At 47.0% G+C, this 24706-nt stretch carries 15 protein-coding genes; 7 read left to right on the forward strand and 8 right to left on the reverse strand.

Annotated features, from left to right (window positions below):
- Positions 1-36: 36 nt before the first annotated feature.
- The gene (locus ACX0G9_RS04915) at positions 37-528 is read right to left on the reverse strand and encodes a DUF6496 domain-containing protein (RefSeq protein ID WP_459063742.1); all 492 of its coding nucleotides are present in this window, start codon (positions 526-528) and stop codon (positions 37-39) included.
- Between the two features lie 194 nt (positions 529-722).
- Here ACX0G9_RS04915 and ACX0G9_RS04920 point away from each other — a divergent pair, with 194 nt between their 5' ends.
- The 4 genes from ACX0G9_RS04920 (at position 723) to ACX0G9_RS04935 (ending at position 8858) form a co-directional block, all read left to right on the forward strand.
- Positions 723-3221: a DUF1549 domain-containing protein gene (locus ACX0G9_RS04920; protein WP_459063743.1), complete on the forward strand. Its 2499-nt coding sequence runs from the start codon at positions 723-725 to the stop codon at positions 3219-3221.
- Positions 3222-3246: 25 nt separating this feature from the next.
- On the forward strand, positions 3247-4677 hold the full coding sequence (locus ACX0G9_RS04925; protein ID WP_459063744.1) for a DUF1501 domain-containing protein: 1431 nt from the start codon (positions 3247-3249) through the stop codon (positions 4675-4677).
- 191 nt (positions 4678-4868) lie between these two features.
- Positions 4869-8009 (forward strand): lamin tail domain-containing protein, encoded by a 3141-nt coding sequence (locus tag ACX0G9_RS04930; protein WP_459063745.1) that lies wholly within the window; start codon positions 4869-4871, stop codon positions 8007-8009.
- Positions 8010-8123: 114 nt separating this feature from the next.
- Positions 8124-8858: a methyltransferase domain-containing protein gene (locus ACX0G9_RS04935; RefSeq protein ID WP_459063746.1), complete on the forward strand. Its 735-nt coding sequence runs from the start codon at positions 8124-8126 to the stop codon at positions 8856-8858.
- A gap of 94 nt (positions 8859-8952) precedes the next feature.
- On the opposite strand, the gene ACX0G9_RS04940 is transcribed toward ACX0G9_RS04935, so the two are convergent.
- The 7 genes from ACX0G9_RS04940 to ACX0G9_RS04970 form a co-directional block, all read right to left on the reverse strand.
- Positions 8953-10359, reverse strand: coding sequence for a hypothetical protein (locus ACX0G9_RS04940; protein ID WP_459063747.1), 1407 nt, complete (start codon positions 10357-10359; stop codon positions 8953-8955).
- Between the two features lie 225 nt (positions 10360-10584).
- Positions 10585-11958, reverse strand: a complete 1374-nt coding sequence (locus ACX0G9_RS04945; RefSeq protein WP_459063748.1) for a hypothetical protein — start codon at positions 11956-11958, stop codon at positions 10585-10587.
- Between the two features lie 10 nt (positions 11959-11968).
- Positions 11969-14983: a TonB-dependent receptor gene (locus tag ACX0G9_RS04950; protein ID WP_459063749.1), complete on the reverse strand. Its 3015-nt coding sequence runs from the start codon at positions 14981-14983 to the stop codon at positions 11969-11971.
- A gap of 41 nt (positions 14984-15024) precedes the next feature.
- On the reverse strand, positions 15025-16419 hold the full coding sequence (locus ACX0G9_RS04955; RefSeq protein WP_459063750.1) for a hypothetical protein: 1395 nt from the start codon (positions 16417-16419) through the stop codon (positions 15025-15027).
- A 21-nt stretch (positions 16420-16440) separates the two neighbouring features.
- The gene (locus tag ACX0G9_RS04960) at positions 16441-19236 is read right to left on the reverse strand and encodes a TonB-dependent receptor domain-containing protein (RefSeq protein ID WP_459063751.1); all 2796 of its coding nucleotides are present in this window, start codon (positions 19234-19236) and stop codon (positions 16441-16443) included.
- Positions 19237-19457: 221 nt separating this feature from the next.
- Positions 19458-20501 carry a S41 family peptidase gene (locus ACX0G9_RS04965; protein ID WP_459063752.1) on the reverse strand — a complete coding sequence of 348 codons (1044 nt, stop codon included), beginning with the start codon at positions 20499-20501 and terminating at the stop codon, positions 19458-19460.
- 16 nt (positions 20502-20517) lie between these two features.
- The gene (locus ACX0G9_RS04970; protein WP_459063753.1) at positions 20518-21285 is read right to left on the reverse strand and encodes a hypothetical protein; all 768 of its coding nucleotides are present in this window, start codon (positions 21283-21285) and stop codon (positions 20518-20520) included.
- Positions 21286-21490: 205 nt separating this feature from the next.
- Between ACX0G9_RS04970 and ACX0G9_RS04975 the strand changes: the two genes are divergently transcribed.
- Genes ACX0G9_RS04975 through ACX0G9_RS04985 form a run of 3 tightly spaced genes read left to right on the forward strand, consistent with a single transcriptional unit; the run spans position 21491 to position 24704 of the window.
- Positions 21491-22729 (forward strand): glycosyltransferase family 4 protein, encoded by a 1239-nt coding sequence (locus ACX0G9_RS04975; protein ID WP_459063754.1) that lies wholly within the window; start codon positions 21491-21493, stop codon positions 22727-22729.
- Between the two features lie 38 nt (positions 22730-22767).
- Positions 22768-23676 carry a glycosyltransferase family 2 protein gene (locus tag ACX0G9_RS04980; RefSeq protein ID WP_459063755.1) on the forward strand — a complete coding sequence of 303 codons (909 nt, stop codon included), beginning with the start codon at positions 22768-22770 and terminating at the stop codon, positions 23674-23676.
- A complete protein-coding gene (locus tag ACX0G9_RS04985; protein ID WP_459063756.1) occupies positions 23676-24704 on the forward strand; it encodes a glycosyltransferase in 1029 nt (342 codons plus the stop codon). The genes ACX0G9_RS04980 and ACX0G9_RS04985 overlap by 1 nt, the downstream gene beginning before the upstream one ends.
- The last annotated feature ends 2 nt before the right edge of the window (positions 24705-24706 follow it).

Consider the following 24706-nt stretch of genomic DNA (forward strand, 5'->3'; position numbering starts at 1 on the left):
TAACAATCCAGACTGTGGCTCAGGTAACGGGTATTTTTATTTCCCGGCCCTCGTCTTAGCCCCTTTTTGAGCAGCTTTGGATCTTTCCGCCGGTCCCTTGGTCTTAGCCGCTTTCCGTGCACTGGCCGAACGCTCGGAAGGACTTCTTTTGGCCGCTGCCGAACGGGCATGCCGGGACAAGGCGGTTGGTGAAGCTGCATCGCTACTTTCCTTTTGTAAGGCTTTTTTGCTTGCCTGTGACCGCGTAGCGTTGACCGGTTCATGGCGCTGGCCCTTCTCCGATGCTCTTTTGGCATTGGCCCGGGTTTTTTCGGAGACGGTCCCTTTTTTTGGAACAGGAAGCTTCACCCCGGCGCGCCGCGCTTCGGAGAGGCCGATCGCGATTGCTTGTTTGGCCGATCTGGCTCCATGTTTCCCTTCCCGGATATTTTCTATCTCCTGGTGAACGAATTCACCCGCCTGAGTTCCGGCAGATTTCCCTTCTTTCTTATCACGTTTTGCACGATCGATTGTCTTTTTATCTGGCATAAAATACGTTTTACAAGGTATAACGCAATTGATATGCCAGCGGATAACGGTTAACGACCGTTAACCTGGAAGGGTCTGCAAGATAGCACAGGACAGTAGTCCGGTCTTTTTTTTGTAGTATTGTGGGCCGAGCCGTCAAGGCCCCAAAAGTCAAATGCCCTGAATCAACTAAACGATTGTAATTCCAGATAAGAATGGTTAAGAATGCCCATAAAAAGCCCGGCCCCTTTCTGGCGAAATTTGTCCGCATTGGTCTTGTATCCGTCTTTATACTATTGACCGTTTTTGTAAATCCCCTATATGCCAATGGCCCTGAAAAATCGGCCGGCAACGGGTTTTGGCTCTGGTCCTTTTTGGGAAGACTGCATCCTATGATCGTGCATTTTCCTGTCGGCCTTTTATATGTAGCCTTCCTGTTTGAAATAATAGCCCGCAAACAAAAGACAGTCAGGTATCAAAGTTCCATTAAAATTCTAACGATCACCGGAGCCCTTTCCGCCATGGTAGCTGTTGTATTGGGGCTGCTGCTTTCCAATGCCGAAACCTATGGCAGCGACGCTCTTCCCCTCCATCAATGGAGCGGCATTGCCACCATGCTCCTGGCCTGTGCCACCGCCTGGCTCTATAAAAAAAATTATCGCAAAATGCCGGCCGTGTTACTGGGTTTCACTGTAGTTGGTGTTACTTTCGCAGGACATTTTGGAGGGCAATTGACCCATGGCGAAGATTATTTTAGCAGCGTTTTGCCTTTTGGAAAACATGACCAGGCGGAGACAGGAACGGGTGGGGAAGGAGAATTGGGGAGCAATTTTACCTTAGCCAGCGTAAAAGGGCCCCTGACTGCAGACCAGGTGCAGGATCTTAATATTCAGGTCAGGACGATACTCGCCCATAACTGTTATAGCTGTCATGGTCCTGCAAAAGTAAAAGGAGAACTTCGCGTCGATAGTCGTCAGAATCTGTTTAAAGGGGGAAAGAACGGCGTTATCCTTACCCCGGAGCACCCCGAAAAAAGCGAACTGATCCGGCGGATCAAACTTTCCCGGAGCGATAAGGAAGCCATGCCTTCCAAAGGTAAAGGCCTTACTCCAACGGAAATTGCCACGCTCGAATTCTGGATCAAACAAGGTGCCCCCTGGCCGGCAGGCCCCGAAAAAAGCCTGTACCGGGTGGCAGCCCTTGAGCCGCGTTTACCGGAATTACCGGCAGCAACGGGGGATCTGACCAACCCGGTAGACCTTTTCGTCAATGTATATTTTCAACGACATAAAGTGGAATGGAAAACTTCTGTAGATGACAGGATCTATATCCGGCGTGTTTACCTGGATGTGATCGGTCTGCTGCCTCCTCCGGATAGTATCCTGGCTTTTGAAAAAGATCCCCGTCCGGACAAACGGCCTTTGCTGGTTAAGCGCCTTCTCAGCCGTGATCAGGACTATGCCCAGCACTGGCTGAGTTTCTGGAATGATGCCCTTCGTAATGATTATAGCGGTACCGGGTATATTACAAAGGGAAGAAAAGGGATCACGAAATGGCTGTATACCTCCCTGCAGGATAACAAGCCCTATAACAACTTCGTCAGAGAATTGGTTAGCTCCGATCAGGGTTCCGAGGGTTTTGTCACAGGCATTAAATGGCGGGGTGTTGTCAACGCAAGTCAGCGAACCGAAATGCAGGCTGCCCAGAACATTTCCCAGGTGTTTATGGGACTCAACCTGAAATGCGCTTCCTGTCACGATAGTTTTGTCAGTGACTGGAAACTGGATGATGCCTATGCCTTCGCCAATTTATTCTCCGACAGCACCCTTGAAATTAACCGTTGTGACAAGCCAACCGGAAAAATGGCAGGCAGACGTATTCTCTATAAGGCACTGGGAGAGATCGATCCGAACGCTCCCAGGAAGGAGCGGTTGCGACAGCTCGCCGATAACCTGGTTCAACCCAAAGATGGCCGTTTATACAGGACCCTGGTCAATCGTATCTGGACACAATTATTGGGGCGCGGGATTGTGGAACCGGTGGATGTGATGGATAACGAACCCTGGAGCCAGGATCTGCTCGATTGGATGGCTTATGACTTTGTAGCCTCCGGATACGATATTAAGCGACTCCTCTTTACGATCCTCAGTTCCAAAACCTATCAATTGCCATCCATGACCGTTAAGGAACCGGCATTGATCACCGCTCCTGGATATGTTTTCCAGGGAATGTTGCGCAGAAGACTAACCGCGGAAGAGTTTACTGATGCCGTCAGCCAGGCGCTGCAGCCAATTTACGCGGATAGTATGATCGTATACAAACTTCTTCCCGGCGATAGCAATACGATCCGCATCCCTTTTGCCAGGGCTTCCTTGGTGAAAAACGATGCCTTTCTAACCGCCCTGGGCAGGCCAAACAGGGAGACGGTTTCGACAAGCCGGATATCCCAGGCAAATTTGCTGCAGGCATTGGAATTGACGAATGGAACTGTCTTTAATGAAGCTATGAAACGGGCTGCTGTAAAATGGAAACGACAATATCCTGATCCGGCGGTTATGATCAGGGAGATCTATCGCAACGCTTTGGGGAGGGGACCGGATAAAGAAGAGGAAACCTTGGCCCAAAAGGCCTTGGGAAGTTCTCCCTCGGTGGATGCCGTGCAGGACTTTTGTTGGGCCATGGCCCTGCATCCGGAATTTCAATTGATCTTTTGAATACCTTTATCATAACCGTTTAACTATGACCAATCATTGGAACCGGAGGGATTTTATCAAAAAATCAAGTGCAGCCACCCTGGCGGCCCTGGCCGCAGGTGCGCCAATGGCCAGCCTCCTGACCGGTTGCGGCAAAAAGTCGAGGCTGGCTGGTTCCACGGCCGACAGCGTTATCCTGCTTTGGATGGCCGGAGGAATGGCTCATACGGAGACCTTCGATCCCAAACGGTATACCCCCTATGAAAAGGGCATGGAAGGTAACAGGGTACTAAGCACCTTTCCCTCTCATCCAACCGTTCTGGACGGGATCCAGTTTTCCGAAGGGCTGCAGTCGATTGGCGGGGTGATGGACAAAGGCACGCTGATCCGTTCTTATGTAGCGGCGGATATGGGTTTTATCCTTCATTCCCGGCATCAGTATCACTGGCATACCTGTTACGAACCCCCTCAGACAGTGGCGGCACCGCATATAGGGGCATGGATTGCCAATCAACTGGGGCCAAAAAATCCCGTCATTCCGGCATTTATCGATATCGGCCAACGGTTTACTGTAGGCGAAGCAGAAGAGCTGAAGGCATTCCATACGGCCGGTTTTTTGGGCAATGAATTCGGCCCTTTTCTTATTCCCGATCCCAGCCAGGGACTCGAAAGCGTTCGACCTCCGGTGGGCATGGACGCCAAACGTTTCGAAGCGCGTAATAAACTATATAATGATCTGATCAGCAAAAGCCCGGTGGGCGATCTGGGCAGCGACTATCAGAAAGAATCGTTGAAACGCTCCATGGAACAGGCCTATATGCTGTTAAATTCCCCGGAAGCAAAGGCCTTCGATCTCAGCCTGGAGCCCAAAGCCTCATATGATATTTATAATACCGGCCGTTTTGGATTAGGCTGCCTTCTGGCCAAACGCCTGACCGAACAAGGCGCCCGGTTTATCAGTGTCACGACGGAATACGAACCCTTCCTGGGTTTCGATACCCATGAGAATGGGCATACCCGGATGGTCAATATGAAAAAGATGATCGATGGTCCGGTCGCACAATTGATAAAGGACCTCGATAAGAGCGGCAGACTGGACCGTACCCTGGTGATCCTGGCCAGCGAATTCAGCCGGGACATGATGGTAGAAGGGCGGCCCGATGCCAAAGTGAAGGAGCAGGTGAAACAGCCCGATATCCTGAACGATCTTAAGTTCTACGGCATGCATCGGCATTTTACCGACGGAGGCTCCATGCTTATGTTTGGCGGCGGTATCAAAAAAGGTTTCGTTTACGGTAAAACGGCAGATGAACGTCCTTGTAAATCCATCGAGAACCCCGTAAAGATCGACCAGATCCACCAGACTATCTATCACGCTTTAGGTATCCCGGAGGACACACAATATGAAGTCGAAAAACGTCCGTTCTATACCACTCCGGATGGTAAAGGCAAAGCAATTAAGGAGCTGATAGGATAGCTCCCATTTGTTGTTATTAAATTAATACCCCTCCTGCATAATAAATATAGATAAACCCTTTCTTTGTTGCCGTTCCTTTCCCTTTAAAAATTATTCTGCATATTCAACTCTTCATCCTGCCTGGCAGGAGTCAGTCTACTATCGGTAAATACTTAGGAGAACCCTATTGCCCATTATCAAAACCCCAGTTTATGAAGATAAATTTACCCCGGTTGAGTATTGCCAAATTCCTGATCCGAAAATTTTCTGTGTTTGTCTTTCTTTTTATTTGTAGTCATGCGAATGCTCAGATACGTATTACGGAATACATGTATTCCGGTGCCAATGGGGAATTTGTTGAATTCACGAATGTCGGAAACAGCCCTGTCGATATGACGGGCTGGAGTTTTGACGATGCCACCCGTAACTTAGGTGTGCACTACCTGACGGCATTTGGCGTCGTGCAGCCCGGAGAATCGGTGATAGTCACTGAAACCACTCCGGTGAGTGCCTTTCGTGCAGCCTGGGGTTTGTGTGCAGGTGTAAAAATAACCGGAGGTTATACGAATGATAATCTGGGCAGGGCCGATGAAATAAATCTTTATGATTCAACGAATACCCTGGTCGACCGGTTAACCTATAATGACCAAACGCTGGGTGGTCCGCGGACGCAAAACAAAAGCGCCTGGGTAAGTGCTGCGGGTTTAGGTGCGAATACACCTGCTCAATGGACTCTTTCTGCGGCAGGCGATGCTGAAGGTTCATTCGTTTCCAGTGGTGGCGATATCGGTAGTCCGGGGAAAAGCACCCGGGCAACCGTGCCGTTTAATCCTTGTATAGTGGTGGATGGAGCCCCAACCATAATCATGAATGTGGCTTCGACTACCAATTACCTGGATGGCGGTGTTACGGCATCACCTGCCAGCCCCTTTTTTATCAGCGGTGCGGCGGATGATTCAACGGACCCTGCCCGGTTTTCGGGAATCGATTTTATTATCGGAGATGATCTGACTCCTGTGGAGCAATTGACGGTTACTGTTGCCAGCAACAACCTGACAGTTGTTCCTATTGCCAACATTCAGCTGACAGGTACCGGAACTTCGCGCAATATAAAAATTAAACCATCTGCCGTAGGATATGCCACCATAACCATTTCCGTAAATGACGGGGTGAGTACGACACCTTTTGTATTATTGTATGCAGCCTCGGCGGCAGCGGCCATGCCGGCCGATACCCGTTGGCATACGGGTATATCGGATGCTTCGGATGCCGTAGCCCTGGACAGCAGTTGTTTTATAACCGGAGATGATGAACAAAATGTATTGAATGTATATTCAAGATCGAATTCAGGCCTGCCTCTCGTTTCCTATAACTACACGGCTAATCTGAACCTGCCCGATCCCGCCAAACCTGAAGTGGATGTGGAAGCCGCAGCCCCAAGCTTAAAAACGACAAACAGGATCTACTGGCTGGGCTCGATGAGCAATGGTAAATCGCCTTTTGACAACAAGCCAAATCGTAACCGGCTTTTTGCGACCGATGTGAGTGGGACGGAAGCCGCAACTTCTTTTTCATTTGCCGGCTATTACGGTAATTTAAGGACTGTCTTATTGGCCTGGGGGGATGCCCATGGATATGGATTTTCAGCCAGTGCGGCGGCAGGAATCGATTCAAAATCGCCTGCAGGTTTTGCCGCAGAAGGAATGGTTTTTGGCCCGGACAGTACGACCCTTTATATTGGTTTGCGTGCTCCGCTGGTACCCACCGCGAACCGGACAAAAGCGGTGATCGTTCCCCTGTTAAATTTTGAGACATGGTTCAATAATGGCGCCCCGGCAGGTGATCCGCAGCTGGCCCTTCCCATCGAATTGTCGTTGGGGGGTAGGGGAATCCGTGATCTTATCCGGTTGCCGAACGGAACCTATATCGTTCTGGCCGGGAACCCTGGCGAAGCGCCTTTACTGCCAGCCATTTATAAATGGAGTGGTTTACCGGGCGACTCCGTTATTCTGGTCAGTACACTCGATTCCACCCAACTGAATATGGAAGGAGCGATGGCGATATATGAAAATGGCCAATTGTCATTATCAAAACTACAGTTGATCACGGACAAAGGCGGTGATGTTCTGTATAATGATGGTATAGAAGCAAAAAGCCTGGGCGACAATAAGTTAAAGAAATTCAGATCGGATCGTATCGGAGGTCTTGATCTGTTGATCCATCAGCCTCCTGCGGATACTCAACATATCGTTATCACCTCACCTACGGACAATTCCACTTTTGATGCGGGAACTCCCATTCATTTGCAGGCACTGGTAACACCCGGTGACAGCAATGTGGTTAGAGTGGCCTTCTTTTCGGGTTCCAATAAATTTGCAGAGGATAGCGTTGCGCCCTATGCCTTTACCGGTGTGGATATAGCGCCGGGAAACTATCCCGTCAGCGCCCGGGCTTATACCAGTCAGGGTGACAGCTTGGTTTCCGACACGATACATATCCTGATAGCGGGTTGTACGGCAACAGGCAGTATTCTGGGTGAAGGATATACCGGCATTCCCGGCAATACCCTTATCAACCTGGCCAGCAGTGCCAAATATCCCAATCATCCCGATATAACCGCACAACTCAATAAATTTGAATACGGTCCTCAGATCGGTGATAATTATGGCGCCCGGGTAAGGGGTTATATATGTGCGCCGCTAACGGGCAACTATGTCTTTTATTTAGCCAGCGATGAACAAAGTGAGCTTTGGTTAAGTACGGACGAATCTCCTTCCCATGGCAGTAGGATTGCTTTTGTTGAAAAGGCCGTAGGGTTCAGGGCATGGCTTTCGACTTCCAGTCAGCAGTCGGCTCCGGTTAGATTGGTCAAAGGAGTACGCTATTACGTAGAAACTGTCCACAAAGAAGGCACCGGAAACGACCATTTATCCGTGGGTTGGGTATTGCCGGGAGGTGTCTTTGAAGGCCCTATCGGTGGGTATGTCTTGTCTCCTTTCGAAATAACCGAACCTCAACCCCAAACAGCAGCGGCTGATTTTGCAGCTGCCATGCGGGTGGCGAGTGCAGGCCTGAATGACATCCGGCAAACTCCTTCTGCAGAAGGAAAGGAATTAACAGTTACCGTTTCACCGAATCCTTCATCCGGTTATTTTACCATCAGCACGCATAGCGGCAGTGAGGCTCCGGTTTCTTTTAACGTAGCAGACCTGACAGGAAGACGGGTAGAAAGTAGAGATCGGTTACCGGCAAATGGAACGATTCAGCTGGGTGGAACTTATCCCAAGGGTATTTATATCCTGGAAATAGCACAGGGTGGAAAAACAATCAGACTGAAATTGTTGAAACTGTAAAATAAGAAAGATCAATTCGCAGTTGTTAATAGTCGCATAACCGCTACATGTATATGTGCGGTTTTTGCGTAAAAGAAACCTATTTATTCAAAAGCCCATAAAAGAAAAACAGACATGTTAGCACAACTTATCCGAAGTATGCGAAATCCTTCCTTTGTTTTAGACCGTCAGGCCCTTGCGGAGCAATATATTTCCGGAACGGGTATCGAAATCGGAGCCCTGCATCATCCTTTGGTTGTCAACCGGAAAAAAGCGACGGTTAAATATGTAGACCGGATGAGTGAAGGGGAGCTTAGGATCCAGTATCCGGAGTTAAAGGATTGTAAACTCGTTGCCGTGGATTATATCGCGGATGGGGAACAGCTCGAAGTAATAGAGGATCATACACAGGATTTTATAATAGCCAATCATTTTATCGAGCATTGCCAGAATACTATACTGGCTATCCGTAACATGCTTAGGGTACTTAAGCCAGGCGGTATCGTATTTTTTGCCGTACCCGATAAGCGGTTCACTTTTGACAGGAACAGAACCGTAACCTCCATCAGCCATATGGTAAAAGACTACGAGAAGGGGCCAGAGCAATCCAGGGAACAGCATTTTAAAGAGTGGGTAGAGGCAGTTGGTGATAATAAAGAAGAGAACTTTGTAAAGACAGAAGCCAGGAAATTAATGGAAATGGATTACTCGATTCATTTCCATGTTTGGGAAAAGACAGACATGGACGAGTTCCTGATCTTTTTGATAAAAACGTTGGAATTTCCTTTTGAAATAGAATTTTCCTGGAGAAATAAGGATTCGATAGAGAACATCTATATTTTGAGAAAAACCAATTCCGGCCCTTTTTAAAATTCAAAAGTCAACCGGTGAGGTTGACTTTTGAACGGGAAGAAATTAAATGACTTATTCGAAAATAAAAATTCAGAACTAATACTAATTAATACTAATTGGTGGCAGTCGAAATCCAGGTTCCAGTAGTGGTCCAGGGGTCTGTAGAAAGAACCGCGCCGCGTTGGGTGGTTCCGACAAATCCAAGAGAAGATAAATTGGCTCCGCCGGTCAATGCAGGAGAGCCAGGTAAAGGTTTCAGACCACCATCTAATTTGAAAGCGGCCATATTGGCAAGAGGAGTATTGTTAAGACCGCCTAATTTGCTGAGTACGACATTGTCATCAGTTGGTTGTACGGGATTTCCTTCAACTGCTGAAGTTACTACAGGGTGGGCAGAATTGGTCTGGAAAAGATTGAATGCGATCAGGACAGAATCAGACAGGGAAATAGTGCTGGCTACTAAACCACGGGTAGTTGGAGTAGATACTACTGCAAAAGGCTGAGCCTGAGCGATGATCAAAGAATTTACCAGGCGTAATCTGCTATTCCTTCTGAAGAAAATCTCTCCATCGTAATAATTGCGCAGGCCATCGTGAACAGCGCTGATCGTATCGACCGGTCCGATGAAGGTAGCATTGGCGATGAAAGGAGTCGTGTGTGGGTTTGCTGCCGTTCCGCTGGCGTCATTATCCGTTTCGATACCATGCGATCCTGAGTTGTCATTGATGTTCAGTCTGTAGGCAATGATGAATTGCAGTCTGCCGCTGTAGCCTTCATCGAAATCATATTCGTCGTCTTTAGGATTGAAATCGATACAATGGTCGATATTGACGGTACCGCCAAACCATTCAAAACCATCGTCTCCGGAATTGGTAACTTCATTATAGCTGAAACGGGTTCCGCTGCCTACACCGCAGAACGTAAATCCATTAACTTCCTGATTTACTTTGATAACGACTCCGCCACCAAATTCAAAACGGTTGTAAGTGATGGATCCCGAATTGTCCGTAGGAATGTTTCCACCATAGGTATTGCGGGGATCGGATGAGGGAAGCGCTTCAAAAGTATTGGTAGTGGCTCCGGTCGCTGTATGGATCGGGGCTTTTCCTAACAATACGATACCGCCCCAATCACCAAACTTACGGCTGCCAGCGGGTTTGCTGGATGTCCATACGATAGGAGAGTTGGGTAATCCGTTTGCGATCAGCTTTGCGCCTTGTTCGATAACCAGGGTTCCTTTATTGTTTTCCAGGTTTATGGTATCCGGAGCGATAGAGCCAGGGCTGCCGATGATGGTTACTCCGGCATTGACCGTTAGGGTAACATTTGGAGCTACATACACGATCCCTTTTAAATAGGTTGTCCTTGAAACGATCGTATCATGCGTGATCACACCGACCAATGTGTCTACTAATGTTCCGTGAATCAATTCTTTTTGTGTAACATCAGCATTGTTTTTTTTACAGGAGATGGCGAAAAGGACAGCCACACTCATTGCGCCGAAAATAAGTTTTTTCATTGTTTTTTAATTTTTAATTAATTTAAGAAAACAGAGTCCGGGGGATTACTACAACAGCAGGGAATTCTAATTTCGAATAAGGATACAAACATAGACCCTGAACATTATGAGAAAATTAACGGCTCGTTAACTAAATAAAAAGTTAATGTTACCAGTTAGGTTTTAGGGTAAAAATAAAAAAATTTAAAGTGCAAATAGGCATATAGGTGAGTAAGAAAAAAGAAATTAGTTATTGTAGCTCGTCCTTAACGGGAAAAAATTTGTCCAGCCTATTAACCAGTTGTCTGTGCCAAACGCTCCCAGGTAACTGACATTTTTGAAAAAAGGATCGCTGAATACCGGTCCCTCGAAATTAGCTCCGCTCAACAGAGGTGAACCAATATTCGGTAAAGGGTTGGGATTCATATCATAATTGTAAGGATCCGTTAGTTTAAATCTGGAGGAGTTGATAAAGAGTTGATTTTCAAATGAGGGTTGAAGCATGTAATCCTTAAAATCCTTTGGACCGCGATCCAGGTAGACATGCGGCGCTAAATAAAACGCACGGCTGCTGTCATTGCTGTGTACGAACGAATACGTGAAATCTGAAATGCCATTGATTATGGAAAGGGCGGTATTCGGGTCATCCAGGTACCAGCCGCCTTTGGGAAAACCAAGCAATACGGAATTCCGGATATGGAACTGCGCTCCTTTTGTAGTGACAAGTGCAGCCAATTCATATAAGGATCCAAAACGCGGACCATAGGTATCCTTGGTTCCGGGTTGATTATCAGGACCCAGGACGGTAAGATTGGAAATGGCGGGAAAGGTGGCTGCATCTTCCAGCACAAGACCTCCCAGGTTATTGCTGACAGAAAGCCCGGCGAAATAAGGATGGCGGTAGGCCAGCAGGTTCTGTAATTTGCCCTGGTATCCTCCATGGATATAAAAATCAGAGTTGCCCGCGGCATAGGACACCAGGTTGCCTGCGTTGGCATTTCCTCCGGAAAATTCGAATGACGGGCTTTCAAAGGAATAGCTGACCTGTATATTTTCGAGCGTGGTCAGGTTACTGACATTATCCAATAACAGGCTTGGGTATTGGGTACTGAATTGTATGCCGCCTGCAAATTCGATCCGGGTGTAAGTAAGGACTCCGGACCCCTGATCGTTTGCAAGCGATGGATTTCCATGGATCTGTATTCCATACCAGAAACTTTGGCCGGAAGGATCCGTAGCGGCAACCGAACCCGCAGCTCCGGTGGGGGCCGAACTGGTGAAAACGACCGGTTCTCCGGTAGTACCTTTTGAATCGAGACGTCCTCCGGGGTTTATGATAACAGAAAGATTATTATTCACTTTGATAAGCGTCCCGGGTTCGATCGTCATTGTTTGCCCGCTATCTCTTACCAGGTTAGTAGCCAGGACATAAACGGTGTCTTTTGAAAAATGAATGATTGGGGCAGACAATCGGGAATCCCCTGGTCCCAGAACGATTTCCGGTTTTATTTTTTTGGTGAAGAACGAAGATTTTTTACAGGCCATTCCAGCCAGGATGCTCAGGATTAGCCCCGGAAGGAGCAGCTTTTTATAAGAAAGAGTAATAATGGCGGAAGACATAAAATATAGGTTAGAAAGTATATGAAAATGAAAAAGAATAGGTTCGTTGCGGGCGGATACTGGAGGCTGTATTGTCGATGCCATCCAGGTAATTATTCGTTCTGTCACCGATTTTTTTAATCCTGACGGGTGTATCGAACTTCCCGTTTCCATTCAGATCCTGGTAAAGAATGTATCGCTGGTTCAATAGATTAGTGACATTAAATTTAAATTTTGCTTTATTGTGTAAAAAGGATTGACTGATCACCAGGTCCATCAGATCCCTGGCTTTTACCCAATAATGAGGTCTTCTGGGAATCAACTTTCCATTGGCGAGATGGACATCGAGATCGGAAGACCCAAGCTCATTGATATAATCTCCGGTACGGTTGAAAGAAACAGTAGCTTCGAAGGTTTCATGGATCAACAACAAACTTGCTCCTGCATTAAGGATATAGGGCGGCTGGCCGGTGAGGGAATGTTCGCTGAACGAGCTGATTACATTACTGTTAATGAATTTTCCGTTTACCCTGGATTTTAACAGGGCCCCGTTCCCAAAAAGGGTCAGATGGCTTAGCCAGGATGCGAAGGGGATAAAATCGATCTTCTTACGGATCTCCGCTTCTATTCCTCTTACAAAGGCCGATCCCGTATTGACGGCGTATCTTGAATTCAGGTTATTATCCTGGGTGGAGAAGGCATATTCGATGGGATCCTGCAGATTTTTATAAAAAAGGGCGATCGATGCGATCTCACCGGATGACGGGAACCATTCGAACTTAAGATCGTAATTCTGAATATTGGTACTTTTTAAATTGCTGTTTCCACTGGTCAGGGCAAACGTCTGGAGATCATAACGCTGATATTCGGCAAGATCCTTTAGTTCCGGACGGATCACCGTGTTGGAGTAGGCAGCTCTTATGTTTATTGCCGGGGTGGGGCTATAGACCATATTTACCGAAGGCAAAAAATTAAACGTAGTCCGGGAAGCGAATTTTGCGGAAGTCAGTACCGGTTCCTGGAAATCCGGGTAAAAGGCAGGGATGTATAAATTAACCGTCTGCTGATAATCCTCGATACGAAGCCCCCAGATAACTCTGAATTTTTTTCCGATTTTATTTTCCAGGCTTTCATAGGCAGCCAGCAGACTACTGCCTGCATTATAATTACCGCTGCCCTGTGACAGGGCTGTCGTGGCCAGATCCACTCTTACCCCGGACGGGGAATAGGCGGAAGGAGCAAAAAGGCTATCCAGCGTACCGTAGCCATGCCCGATAGGTAATATGGTGCCGGTTGCCTTTCTTTCCCTGTTCTGGAAAAGGATACCGCCTTTAAGCAATTGTTTGGCCTTTAATAAAAGGAAGGGAGTGGTAATATTGAATGCCCCCCCTGCAATAAAATCCTTATTCTGCGTCCATATCCGGCTAAACCCATAAAGCGACTCCGACAGGCCGCTGTTATCACTTTTAACCGCATATATCTTTCGGGCGGAATCGGTTCCTAATAAATAATTTCTGGAATCCGGAGTGTTGGTATAATTCGAAGTGGCATTTACATTCCATTCCAGACGGGTCTCATTTGTTTTTCCCGTCCTGTGTTCCCCTGCCAGCGTACTGTTCAGTATGGTCCGGGATTCTGTAAAATAATTGATCCCGACCAGGATAGGGGAGCCGGTAAAAGCCTGAAGATCGGCGAGTATATCCGGTCTGTCGATGAAGGTATTATTAAAGACCCTTGTATACAGGTTCTTCAGGGAAATTTTATTATTCCCGAAGCGGTAAGCAACATTGACCACTCCTCCGAAATCCACGCTATACCGGTATCGGGTATTTTCTGAATAATAGCCCAGACCCCTAAGCCTGTCTACCGGTAGCTCTTTCGCCGTCAGGTCTACCTCCCTGGCGGTGACCTCCTGTTCGGTGAGTTCCGTTTTACGTTGATTAAAGGCCGCCACAATTCCCAATTGGGTCTCGTTTTTAAATTTGATAGTCTTTCCGTAACCCAGTTGCAGATTTTCGTTCAGACCCGATGGGCCATTATTTACAGGTTCAAAATTGTTTTTAAGCATACGCAAATACCGGAATTGTTCCTGTGCGTTTAAGGTGGTAAAGGGCACCCGGCTGGTTGAGGTCGGGAAGCCTTTGGGCAGATCTCTTATTCCCCCGTCGAAACTAAGCCATTCGTATTTTCCTCTTTTATCCGAATAAAAATCCTTGCCATAGGTTTGATCCGAGTAACCGGCCTGGACAAGGACTGAAAAAAAATCGGAAGCAGGAAAATCTTTCGTATTGATCTGAACGATGCCCCCGGCAAAATTGCCAGGCATATCGGGGGTTGCCGTTTTGTTGATGGTAATATTATCGATGACCGCGGCCGGGATCAGATCGAAGGCAAAAGCGTTCCGGTTTGTTTCCGTACTGGTCATGGGCACCCCGTTCAGCATCGTTTGGTTATATTGCTCCCCCAAACCCCTGACCACCACAAAGCGGTTATCCTGGACGTTGACCCCCGTTACCCGTTTCAGGATCTGGCCGGCATTATTATCCGGGGTTTTACGGATGGCCTCCAGTGAAATACCGTCCGAAACGGCTGCGCTTCGTTTTTGAGCCGAATAAACGGAAGATTGTGTTTCTCTTTTGACACCGGCTGTGACGACCACACTTTCCAGTTGTTTGGTCGTTGCCTCCAGAAGGATATCCAGGAAACTGCTTTCTCCGGCTTTAATGATCACACCCGTGATCTCCTTTTTCTTATGACCCGAGTAGGAAAAATCGATGGTGTAGGTTCCGGCCGGAAGGCTCAGGATATAAGTGCCATCCGTGATCGTAGAGACGCCGGTCTTTGTATTCTTCGCGCTTATACTTACCCCGGCAAGAGGCTCATTGGTAGAGCCATCCGAAACTTTACCCGTTAGTTTTCCCGGCCCTTTCTGGGCAATCGCCATTGCGGCAGGCAGGAGCAGGAGCAGGGACAGGAAAATGAACAGACAAGTTGCCCGTTTATCATACCCGTATTTTCTGAAAAAGAAGAGGTTTACAGGAACCATGATCTGGTAATATTAATAGGTCAGCTAATCAGGAGATCCGGTTATTGGGGAAAATTGTAATTGGTATGAAGAGGCGTAAAATTTGTCCATCCTTTCAGCCAGTTATCTGTTCCAAACGCTCCCCTGTATTTAACCTTGTTAAAAAATGCATTATTGAAAAAAGGCCCGTCGAAATTTGCCCCTTTTAAAAAGAATTGGGTCGTATCCTTTGGCATAATATCGGGTGATTCATAATTGTATGGCGCACCGAAGAGCTGGTCGGCTCCTCCACCGTCGAACTGATTGTTGAATACAGGGCGAAGGATATACTCATAGAATTCCGCATTCCCGTTTGGAGGAAAGGCTCCCGGCTCCAAAAAGAAGGGGTGGGAACTGTCCCTGCTCATAAAAATGGAAAAGACCATTTCGGAATTATGGTTAAGGACGTTATGAGCCATTACAGAATCGTCGACATACCAGGCCGCAAATGGAAAACCAAGAAATAACGAATTCCGAATGCCAAAATGTGCATTTCGCGTAGTGATCAAACCCGCCGTCCTTGGGTTGGGGCTTGTATTGCTGTAATCGGGTACGGATCCCGGCTGGCCATCAGGGCCCAGGACGGTCAGGTTGGAGATTAGCGGTAAGGTATAGGGCTTTAAGGAGGTATCGGAAGGGTTGTTTTCAATGAACAAGCCGGTAAGTGCCCTTTCGGGAATGTTACCTGCTTTGCCAAAAAATGGATGCCGGTAGGCCAGCAAATGCTGCATTTTCCCGGAATAGCCCTTCGTGATATAAAAATCAGCCGGCCCCCCGCATGCATAAGAAACCAGGTAACGGGCAGGAAAACTGCCGCCGTCGATCTCAAAAGAAGACTGTCTGGAATAACTTACCTGGACATTTTCTACGATAGTCCCGTTTCCCACCCCGTCGAGGACCAACCCGGCAAATTCTATCCGGACATAATTCAGGGATCCTGATTGATCCGTCGGATCACCATAAGGATTCGATTCATTCGAATAGGATTTTCCCTGGATGGATATCCCGTCCCAATTGGCATTTTGAATCCCCGCCGGATCGAGACTCGTAAATACGATGGGATGGGAGGGAGATCCGTTGGCAATGATAAGCCCTCCCGGTCGAATCCGGATAATGCCTTTATCGGCACCTGCTGCGGAAACCTTGATAAGGGTGCCTTCCTCGATAACTAATTGTTCGCCGGCCTCCCTGGTAAAAGAATTTCTTAAGGTATAGACGGTATCCCTGGACAGGTGGATGATCTTATACCGGTCATATGTACCTGTCAATGGGTTCTGGGATTCTGCCTGATCCAATAATTTTTTTTCCGGCTTCCCGGCCGACGCCTTGATGTTCTCCTCTTTTTTGCAGCCTGCTGCTGAGTATAGCAGCACACAGACATAAACCGCATAATAGAGGGAAATTATATTTTTTTGCATGGATTAGTAAGATTTCATGGCTTATTTAAAAAGGTAGGAAATGCTGAAATAAAAGCTTCGTTGTTCTTTAACCCTGATGATCGTATTGTCCACACCGGATTGGAAAAATCCCGCCTGGCCGTTTTTCAGCGTAAGGGATAAAGGGGCATCGAGCTTTTTATTCCCATTCAGATCCTGGTATACGATATACTCCCCGTTCAATAAATTACTCACCCCCGCAATGATCTGTATGGCCTGGGAGAATAACTTTTGTGATAGCTGGATATCAAGCCTTTCCCTTCCTTTCACCCGGAAATCGGGCACCGACCGGACGGTATGGCCATCCGGTAAAGGGAAAGTTGCGCCCGAACCGAGCGCCGAAATATAATCTCCCGTCCGGTTGTACAGGACTGCTATCATCGGAAGGCGCGGATATTGCAGCATGAGTCCCGCATTCAGCGTATAATCAGGGCTTCCGCTCAAAGAATGCCCGGTTACATATGGGGTAGCGGAACTCCGCACCGGACCTGCATCCACCTTGGTATTTAGCCAGCTTCCATTGGCAAAAACGGAAAGCCGGGAGAACCAGGGGGCAGGAAATAAGGTACCGAAATTAAACGTGAATGAGCCGTTCAATCCCCTGATCGTGGCAGGAGGGCTATTGTGTGGAGTGCTAAGCAGGTTGCCTTTTGAGCTGGAATAATTGGATAGAATATATTCGATCGGCTGATCGATTTCCTTGAAAAAACCGGAAACAGAGAAATGAGTGCCGGAATCGGCGAACCAATCTATCCCTGCATCGTAATTGGTTATATAACTATTGAACAGATTAGGGTTGCCGGTTTTAATGAGGAAGGAGGAAGCATCATAATACCGGTAATCCGCTAGTTCCTGTAATTCCGGCCTGTTCAGGGACCTAAACCAGGACGTATGGATCCGAAGGGAAGATACGGGTTGATAGGACAACCGGACAGAGGGGAGAATATCCGTCTTGCCGACATTCAGGTTTTCATTGTTGGTGGAAATTTGCGGATAGCGGAAGCCGGTAGCATAAGAATACCGGGTATCGGAAACCAGCTGACTGTTGGATTCCATCCTGACACCCCAATTGACAGAGAAGGTCCGGGAAAGGTGGTTTTGCCAAAAAATATAGGCTGAGCCTAAATTGGCGGAAGCGACATAATTAGCTCTGTTATTAACCTGGAGATGATTCAGATCACTGGGATTGACAAAATAATTTTGAACGGACGCGCCGCCCGGGTAAAAACGTTCCGCAGCCAGCAAACCGTCCAATGGAAAAAAGCCCGGACCGCCGATCAGGAAAAGATCGCTATGGAAGACCCGGTACCTGGTACTTACTGCGATTCCCCCGGATAAGACCTGCGGCTGGTCAAAGACATTGAAGGGAATAAGCAGGTTCACTGATCCGGAGAAGTTCTGGTCCTTGAGTTCCCGCCAGGCTCTTCCGGAATTCGTGAAACTGGATTCCAGGGTGGCCGTATTGCCATAATCGAGGGAAGAAACAGGAACTGCCAAAGAAAATAGCTGAGGATGTGAAGAATCCTGACGAAGAAGAAAATTCCGTTCATCCGGATTACGGAGCCGCTGCCAGCTATAGGTGGCCTGCCAGTCCAGCCGTAATTTCCCCTGGGGCCCCAAGGCATGTTCTCCGGCCAATTGTGTAAGCAGGGATCGCCGTTCCTCCGTTATATACCTGATGCCCGTATGGGCAAGGGTGTCCTCGTCCGGTTTGAAGATACCGGTTCTTTGCGTATAGGTATTGGTAAATGTATTTGCGAATAGATTCCGGAAGGAGATCTTGCTCCGCCCATAAACGATGGAGGCATTCAGCGCCCCATTCATCCCTGACGAATACCGGTAATTTCTGTCGGCCGATTGCGAGGCGACTACAGGCTTGCCAGGATCGAAAGGGAAAGGATTGGCAGCAACTGCAGGGCTTCCCTGCACGGTAGACAAGTCGGTGAGCTCCGTGTGTCCGTGCTGAAGGTAGGCCGTGATCCCTATTTTTTCTCCTTTTTTTAACCGAAAGATCCTTCCGAAACCCACCAGGATTTTATCATCTGGCAAAGACGCCCCATGATTGACGGGAGCCAGGTTATTCTTTAATTGTTGAGCCAGGAATACCTGTTCCTGCGGATTTTTTTGGTTTAAGAAATAGGGGGACCGGGAAGTCGGAAAAGACGGAGGCAGGTTGCGGATACCTCCCGGAAAACCAAGCCATTCCATGCTTCCGCGTTTGTCTCCGTAAAAATCTTTTCCGGTGGTCCCTTCGGAGTACCCACCCTGGACGCGGATGAAAAAGAAATTGCTATCCGGTTGATCACGGGTGCTTATATTCAGGGAGCCTCCTGTAAAATCTGCCGGTAAGGAGGGATTACCTGTCTTTTGCAGGCTTATCGTTTCAATGGAAGAGGATGGGAGCAGTGAAAATGCGTACGCCTTGCTGGTAGGATCAGGGCTGTAAAATGGGGCGCCATTGAACAATACCTGGTTATATCTTTCCCCCATGCCGGATATAGTGAGTATTTGCAATCCTCTTTGTGCGGGGTTATCCTGCACGATTATGCCATTCAGCCTTTTCAGGAGCTGAGCCGCATCCTTGTCCGTACCTTCCATAATATTTTTTTTCAGCAGGAGTCCGTCAAAGACGGAATCATAGCCTGAAGCCACAGGGACGGTCAGCCGATGTACGGCAGGAGCCGGAGTTTCCGGCGCGTATTGGGCGATGCCGGACAAAGGGGAAATTAGAAAAATGAATACGGATAAAATAAAGAAGGACTTCAACCCCAAACGGGTTTTGCGTTTTAATAAGGGCATAAGCTTTGGTTCAATTTGGATTGGTTAACGTTCCATCCTGACCTTTGATCCTGACAGGCCGACAAAGCTATCTTTTGTAGGACAGAGTCATGTTAAGGAACTATTACGTTCTTATTATTATTTCGGAGAAGGTAAAACCGAAGATGATAAAATCGATAATGATAATTTAGAAATGATAAAACCGAAAATGATAATTTCGAAGATAATTTTTTCGAATCGGTTCATTGAAGGGACTGAAATGCTTTTTCTAAAATAGGATCCCTTCCGTTGATCTCATCCTGCGGAGAAATCCCTGTCTGAATAGCAGGTTGTATCCCGTTTTCAATGCTCAATCCGGATGGGGACAGGGTTTTTGTTGCTGAATATTGCAGCTTCCATCCATTCGCCATCAGATAGTTATGCGGAAATGAGCCTCCTCCTCCGGTTTGGTCACCCATTATTTTTACATTGGAGAGTCCTGACATATATAATACAAAATCATTGCAGGCGCTGAAACAGGCACGGTTTGTCAATACCACCACCGGATTCTTATAAGGTATTCCCGAAGGCGCGACCGAATAGGGCTGCGGATCAAAAAAAGAATCGTGACCCGGTCCTTTTTTTATCAACTCATATTTAACCAGTTTTTCGGTGACCAGGAACCTGCTGAAAAGCCTGTCCACATTCGGAGATCCTCCGCCGGAATTATTTCGCACATCGATGATAAGTCCCTTGGTCCCACTCATTTGAGCAAGAATACTGTCTACCTGCCCGGGGGTGATCGGATCCTCGAAAGAATGGTAATAAATATATCCGATATTGCTGACGATTTTATAGATCACCGGTCCTGTGGAACGATAATCATTTTGAAGATAGGTAGTAAGAAGATTGTTATAATTGAAATTGGCCGGGTAATCCTTATAGAAACCTTCATAGGTTGCTGTATCCGTTGCGGAGAGCAGGGTTACATGACCGTCTTTCAGCGTATTGAGCATATCGTTCAACACCCTGAATAAGTCATTATCCGTCATTCCCTTATCCGTCTTTGTTTCATATTCCCGATATACGGCGTTCCAGTCTGCTTCTTTTACGGAGAACAGGGCATACTGCTGGTCCATAACCGTCCAGCATTCCCGCAGGATCGCCTGAGGATCATGGGGAGCTTTCTTCAGATCCAGCGCCTTTTCGCATCCGGACAGGAAAATAAGCATGGTTATCATCAAGGTCAGACAGGTAATCCTGTGTCTGCTAATCCTGTGTCTGATAGATATATTCGATATGGTCATGACCTGAGATTAATGATCAAAGATTAAAATGATAGCTCAAAGCCAAACGGTTAGCTGCTTGTTTTACTTCCCTGACAACAGTTATCCTATAAAAGTCCCAGGTATATCCGATAGAAATTTTTTGGTGGGCGGTAATATTTTTTTCCAGCGTAAGCCCATTATAAAATTGTAAGAGCGATGAATAACTTACCAACCGGCTGTCCTCGGGCGCATTGTCTCCACCAAACCCGGGTTGGCGGAGACACGAAACTACCGGCAGGATCAGCTTATCCGAAAGGGAAAAGCCTTCCAGGACCCCGCTGAATACATAGTTTATTTCCAAAGCAGCACCTATCGAAGCCGCAAACTCATTTGAAACGGTATTATTAAGGAATCCCTGATAATCCCTGGAAGCGTAAAGTAAATGCAAATTTCCTCCTGCCTTTAATTCCAACGGATTAGACATTCCCTGAGGCCCGATATGATAAAGATGGGTATACCCTGCAGTAAGATAAGTTTGGGTCAAACTCGCCACAGGATTGACGTTCGTCTTAAGCGTACCACTGGAAAAATAAGCGTCCCACTCGTGCGAAGCTCTGCCATTGTCCCATTTTAATCCTGCACAGAGGCCTATGTTATATCCTTCGTAAGGGATGGAACTGAATGTTTTATCTATGACGGATAAATGTGTTGTAGTAACTCCTGCGTATATACGCCAATTGCCGGAAGTGGGAACTGGGGGCTCCTGGGATTTGGCTGACAGGTCCATCAGTAATAAAACGAATAGGCTAACGATCATCCTCATCAGGTAGTATTTTATTCCGGTTTCTGCGTGTGCGGTACAAATAAAAGCTTTCTTCAAGTATAGTTTTCCACAATCGCAATAAAAAATATATTATTAATAGTGCGGTAACAATTAGGTAAAGACAAACATTGATCTTACGGATCTATTCAAGTGAATCCGCGTTGACGACCCCACTGATTACCAAAGATTAATTAATGCCAATACATTGAGTAAGAAAGAAATTTCCATTGCGGTTAATGGGTCCATGCTGGATGATCAGCCAACAGGGGTAGGCGTATATTCCTTTAATGTGATCAACAACCTTTCTCAGTTATACTGGAAGGAGCAATGGCAGGTATTGACGGTCTTCACGCCTACTGGTTCTTTGTTGGATAAGAACCTGAAGATCATCAAACTGCCCGGTCTTCTCCTGTCTTCCCGTTATGGAAAAATCGCAGCCATCTGCCGGTTTATCTGGAATACATGCTATTATCCGCTGCAGGCCTGGCATTATGATCTGCTGATCAGTCCGACCACCCATGGGAGTTTTTTCCTGAATAACCAGGTTATCACTATCCATGATCTGCTCTCCCTGCGCTACCGGAACATCAGCCTTCATCAGCGTTTTTATTTTAAATACTTATTGCCTTTACTGGTATCCAGGGCAAAAATGGTTATTGCGGTGTCTGAAACTACCCGCCAGGATATCCTACATTTTCTTAAATGCCCGGAAGAAAAAGTGCGGGTCATCTATAATGGATATGATGATACCCGCTATTTCCCGGTACAAGACAACGAGCTTCCTGTCCTGGAGCAATATGGAGTTAAAAATTATTTTCTGGCCGTAGGGCCCACCTATCCGCATAAGAATTTTGAAAGACTGATCCTTGCCTTTAATGAATTGACAGAAGACGAAAAAAAAGAACACCCACTGGTCATAGCCGGCGGAAAAAAGAAATATACGATGCAGTTGAAAGAGCTGGTAACCCAATTGGGGATCGGAGAGCATGTACATTTTCTGGGTTATGTTCCAGCCGGATTAATGCCTTCTCTTTACCGGGAAGCCTTTGCCCTTGTTTTTCCGAGTCTTTTTGAAGGGTTTGGTATTCCCTTGCTGGAAGCAATGGCCAGCGGATGTCCGGTGATCGTTTCCGGAACATCTTCGATGCCTGAAGTTTGCGGGCAAGCTGCATTATATATTGACCCCCTGGATGAAACTTCTATTCATGCCTCCATGAAAGAATTGATCTGTAATAAGGTATTACGTGACCGGTTAATAGAAGATGGGCTTGCACAGGCAAAAAAATTTTCCTGGATGCAAACAGCTGCTGCCTTAAAGGAATGGATAGAAACAAAGTTTCCTTCCCGGAAACCAGTTCTTCCTGATTCACCCGGGGGGGCGGATGGAGCCGGGACTTTTTTTGTCCCCGCTGCCTGGACGAATCCCGGTCCGGAACAAACCTGATAGTCGAATAAACCTAATGCTCAATAAAACCTAACGCAATGACCCAAATTACCTGTTCCATCGTTTTGTTTAATGACCCGGTCGATGAGATCCGGAAGCCCATCGAAAGCTTTCTAAATTGTTCGAAGAACGTTAAATTATACCTGGTGGATAATTCCGCCGAGGATATCTTCCGGTACCAGTTTATCTCACCGCAGATAGAGTATATATTCAACGGCCAAAACCTTGGTTTTGGAGCAGGGCATAACCTGGCCATCGAAAAGGCCCAGGGCGAGTCCTTATATCACCTGATCCTGAATCCGGATGTTCAATTCGACCCGGCTATCCTGGATGGTCTTTTTTCTTTCATGCAACATAATCTCGATGTAGGGCTGGTGATGCCCAAAGTATTATACAAAAATGGAGATCTTCAGTATCTCTGCAAGAAACTACCTTCCCCCACCGATCTTTTCCTGAGAAGATTTTTCCCCGGCCCCCTGAAATATTTTATTAAGAATATGCTGGCTGCCTATGAATTGAGACATAAGGATTATAATTCCATCATGGAGGTTCCCAACCTATCCGGTTGTTTTATGTTTGTCCGAACAGAAGCCTTTGCCAAAGTAGGTTTGTTCGATGAACGATATTTTCTCTATCTGGAAGATATCGACCTGTGCAGAAGGATCAATGAATACTACAGGACTGTTTATTATCCACGGGAAAGTATTGTCCATGCCTACCGTAAGGCCTCTTACAAAAGCCTTAAACTAATGCTGCATCATCTCCAGTCTTCCATCCGGTATTTTAACAAATGGGGATGGTTTAACGACAGGAGCAGGGATCTGATCAACAGGGCATTGGTCAATAATTCGTTCAGACCCAAACCGCAGCCCTGGGCACAAACGCCTTCGAAACCGGGAATCCTGTCTACTATACAGATCGATGAATTGATAACTTCAGCTTCCTGATGATGGGACAACATGGTGTATCGGTGATTCTTTGCTGTTATAACAGTGCCGGACGGATCAGAGAAACCCTGGAAGCATTGGCCAAACAGGAATGCGAGCCGGCCCTGACCTGGGAGATCATTCTTGTTGATAATGCCTCAACGGATCAAACATCCGTATTTTCTCTTTCGGTATGGGAGGGACTGGATACCGGCATTCCCCTCCGGATCGTATATGAAGAGTTACAGGGTTTAAAGAATGCCCGTAACCGGGGAATCCGGGAAGCCTCCTATCCGATCCTTCTGTTCTGTGATGATGATAATTGGCTGTTCCCCGATTATATACAGCGGGTGACGGATATTCTGTCCTGCGACCCGGCCCTTGCCGCTTGCGGAGGGAAGGGACTCCCTGTTTTTGAGACAACACAGCCGGTTTGGTTTAATGACTATGCGGAAGCCTTTGCCCTGGGTTCCCAACTGATCAATGAGGAGAAGGGGCGGGTACTTAATCTATATGGAGCGGGGCTGGCGGTCCGCAAACAATATGTGGACGAATTGCAGGCGGTTGGTTTTGAACCGGTCCTGCAAGGCAGGGTAGGCAGTACCCTTAGTTCTTCCGAAGATGTGGAATTAAGCTATGCTTTCGTTTTAAGAGGATACCGTCTGCACTATTCGGATGAATTACAATTTTTTCATTATTTGCCGAAAGGACGGTTGACCCTTGATTATCTGGAAAGGCTTTTTTGTGCGTTCGGCGGAGATGGGCCGATCAGAAATCTTTATTATGCCCAGATCAGCGACCGTTTTTTTCACAAAAAGATCAGTAACTGGAATTTCCATTTTGCCCTTAGCCTATTACGGCTGATAAAATATATGATCAAACCGCCTAAAAAGAAGGGGAGACGCATCTATTTTTTATGGAGCCGGGCCTACATAAAAGAACTTATAATAATAAGGAGTGGATATGGGGAAATCGTGGATCGGATAACCAGGATCAAACGACAGCCAGGCCGTAATCAAACGATAAAAGAGAATTGTATTACCCATTAGCT

Source organism: Flavitalea flava (genome assembly GCF_054461575.1).

Coding starts and splice junctions, on each gene's coding strand:
- ACX0G9_RS04915 (WP_459063742.1), bottom strand. CDS start 528: ATGCCAGATAAAAAGACAATCGATCGTGCAAAACGTGATAAGAAAGAA.
- ACX0G9_RS04920 (WP_459063743.1), top strand. CDS start 723: ATGGTTAAGAATGCCCATAAAAAGCCCGGCCCCTTTCTGGCGAAATTT.
- ACX0G9_RS04925 (WP_459063744.1), top strand. CDS start 3,247: ATGACCAATCATTGGAACCGGAGGGATTTTATCAAAAAATCAAGTGCA.
- ACX0G9_RS04930 (WP_459063745.1), top strand. CDS start 4,869: ATGAAGATAAATTTACCCCGGTTGAGTATTGCCAAATTCCTGATCCGA.
- ACX0G9_RS04935 (WP_459063746.1), top strand. CDS start 8,124: ATGTTAGCACAACTTATCCGAAGTATGCGAAATCCTTCCTTTGTTTTA.
- ACX0G9_RS04940 (WP_459063747.1), bottom strand. CDS start 10,359: ATGAAAAAACTTATTTTCGGCGCAATGAGTGTGGCTGTCCTTTTCGCC.
- ACX0G9_RS04945 (WP_459063748.1), bottom strand. CDS start 11,958: ATGTCTTCCGCCATTATTACTCTTTCTTATAAAAAGCTGCTCCTTCCG.
- ACX0G9_RS04950 (WP_459063749.1), bottom strand. CDS start 14,983: ATGGTTCCTGTAAACCTCTTCTTTTTCAGAAAATACGGGTATGATAAA.
- ACX0G9_RS04955 (WP_459063750.1), bottom strand. CDS start 16,419: ATGCAAAAAAATATAATTTCCCTCTATTATGCGGTTTATGTCTGTGTG.
- ACX0G9_RS04960 (WP_459063751.1), bottom strand. CDS start 19,236: ATGCCCTTATTAAAACGCAAAACCCGTTTGGGGTTGAAGTCCTTCTTT.
- ACX0G9_RS04965 (WP_459063752.1), bottom strand. CDS start 20,501: ATGACCATATCGAATATATCTATCAGACACAGGATTAGCAGACACAGG.
- ACX0G9_RS04970 (WP_459063753.1), bottom strand. CDS start 21,285: ATGAGGATGATCGTTAGCCTATTCGTTTTATTACTGATGGACCTGTCA.
- ACX0G9_RS04980 (WP_459063755.1), top strand. CDS start 22,768: ATGACCCAAATTACCTGTTCCATCGTTTTGTTTAATGACCCGGTCGAT.
- ACX0G9_RS04985 (WP_459063756.1), top strand. CDS start 23,676: ATGATGGGACAACATGGTGTATCGGTGATTCTTTGCTGTTATAACAGT.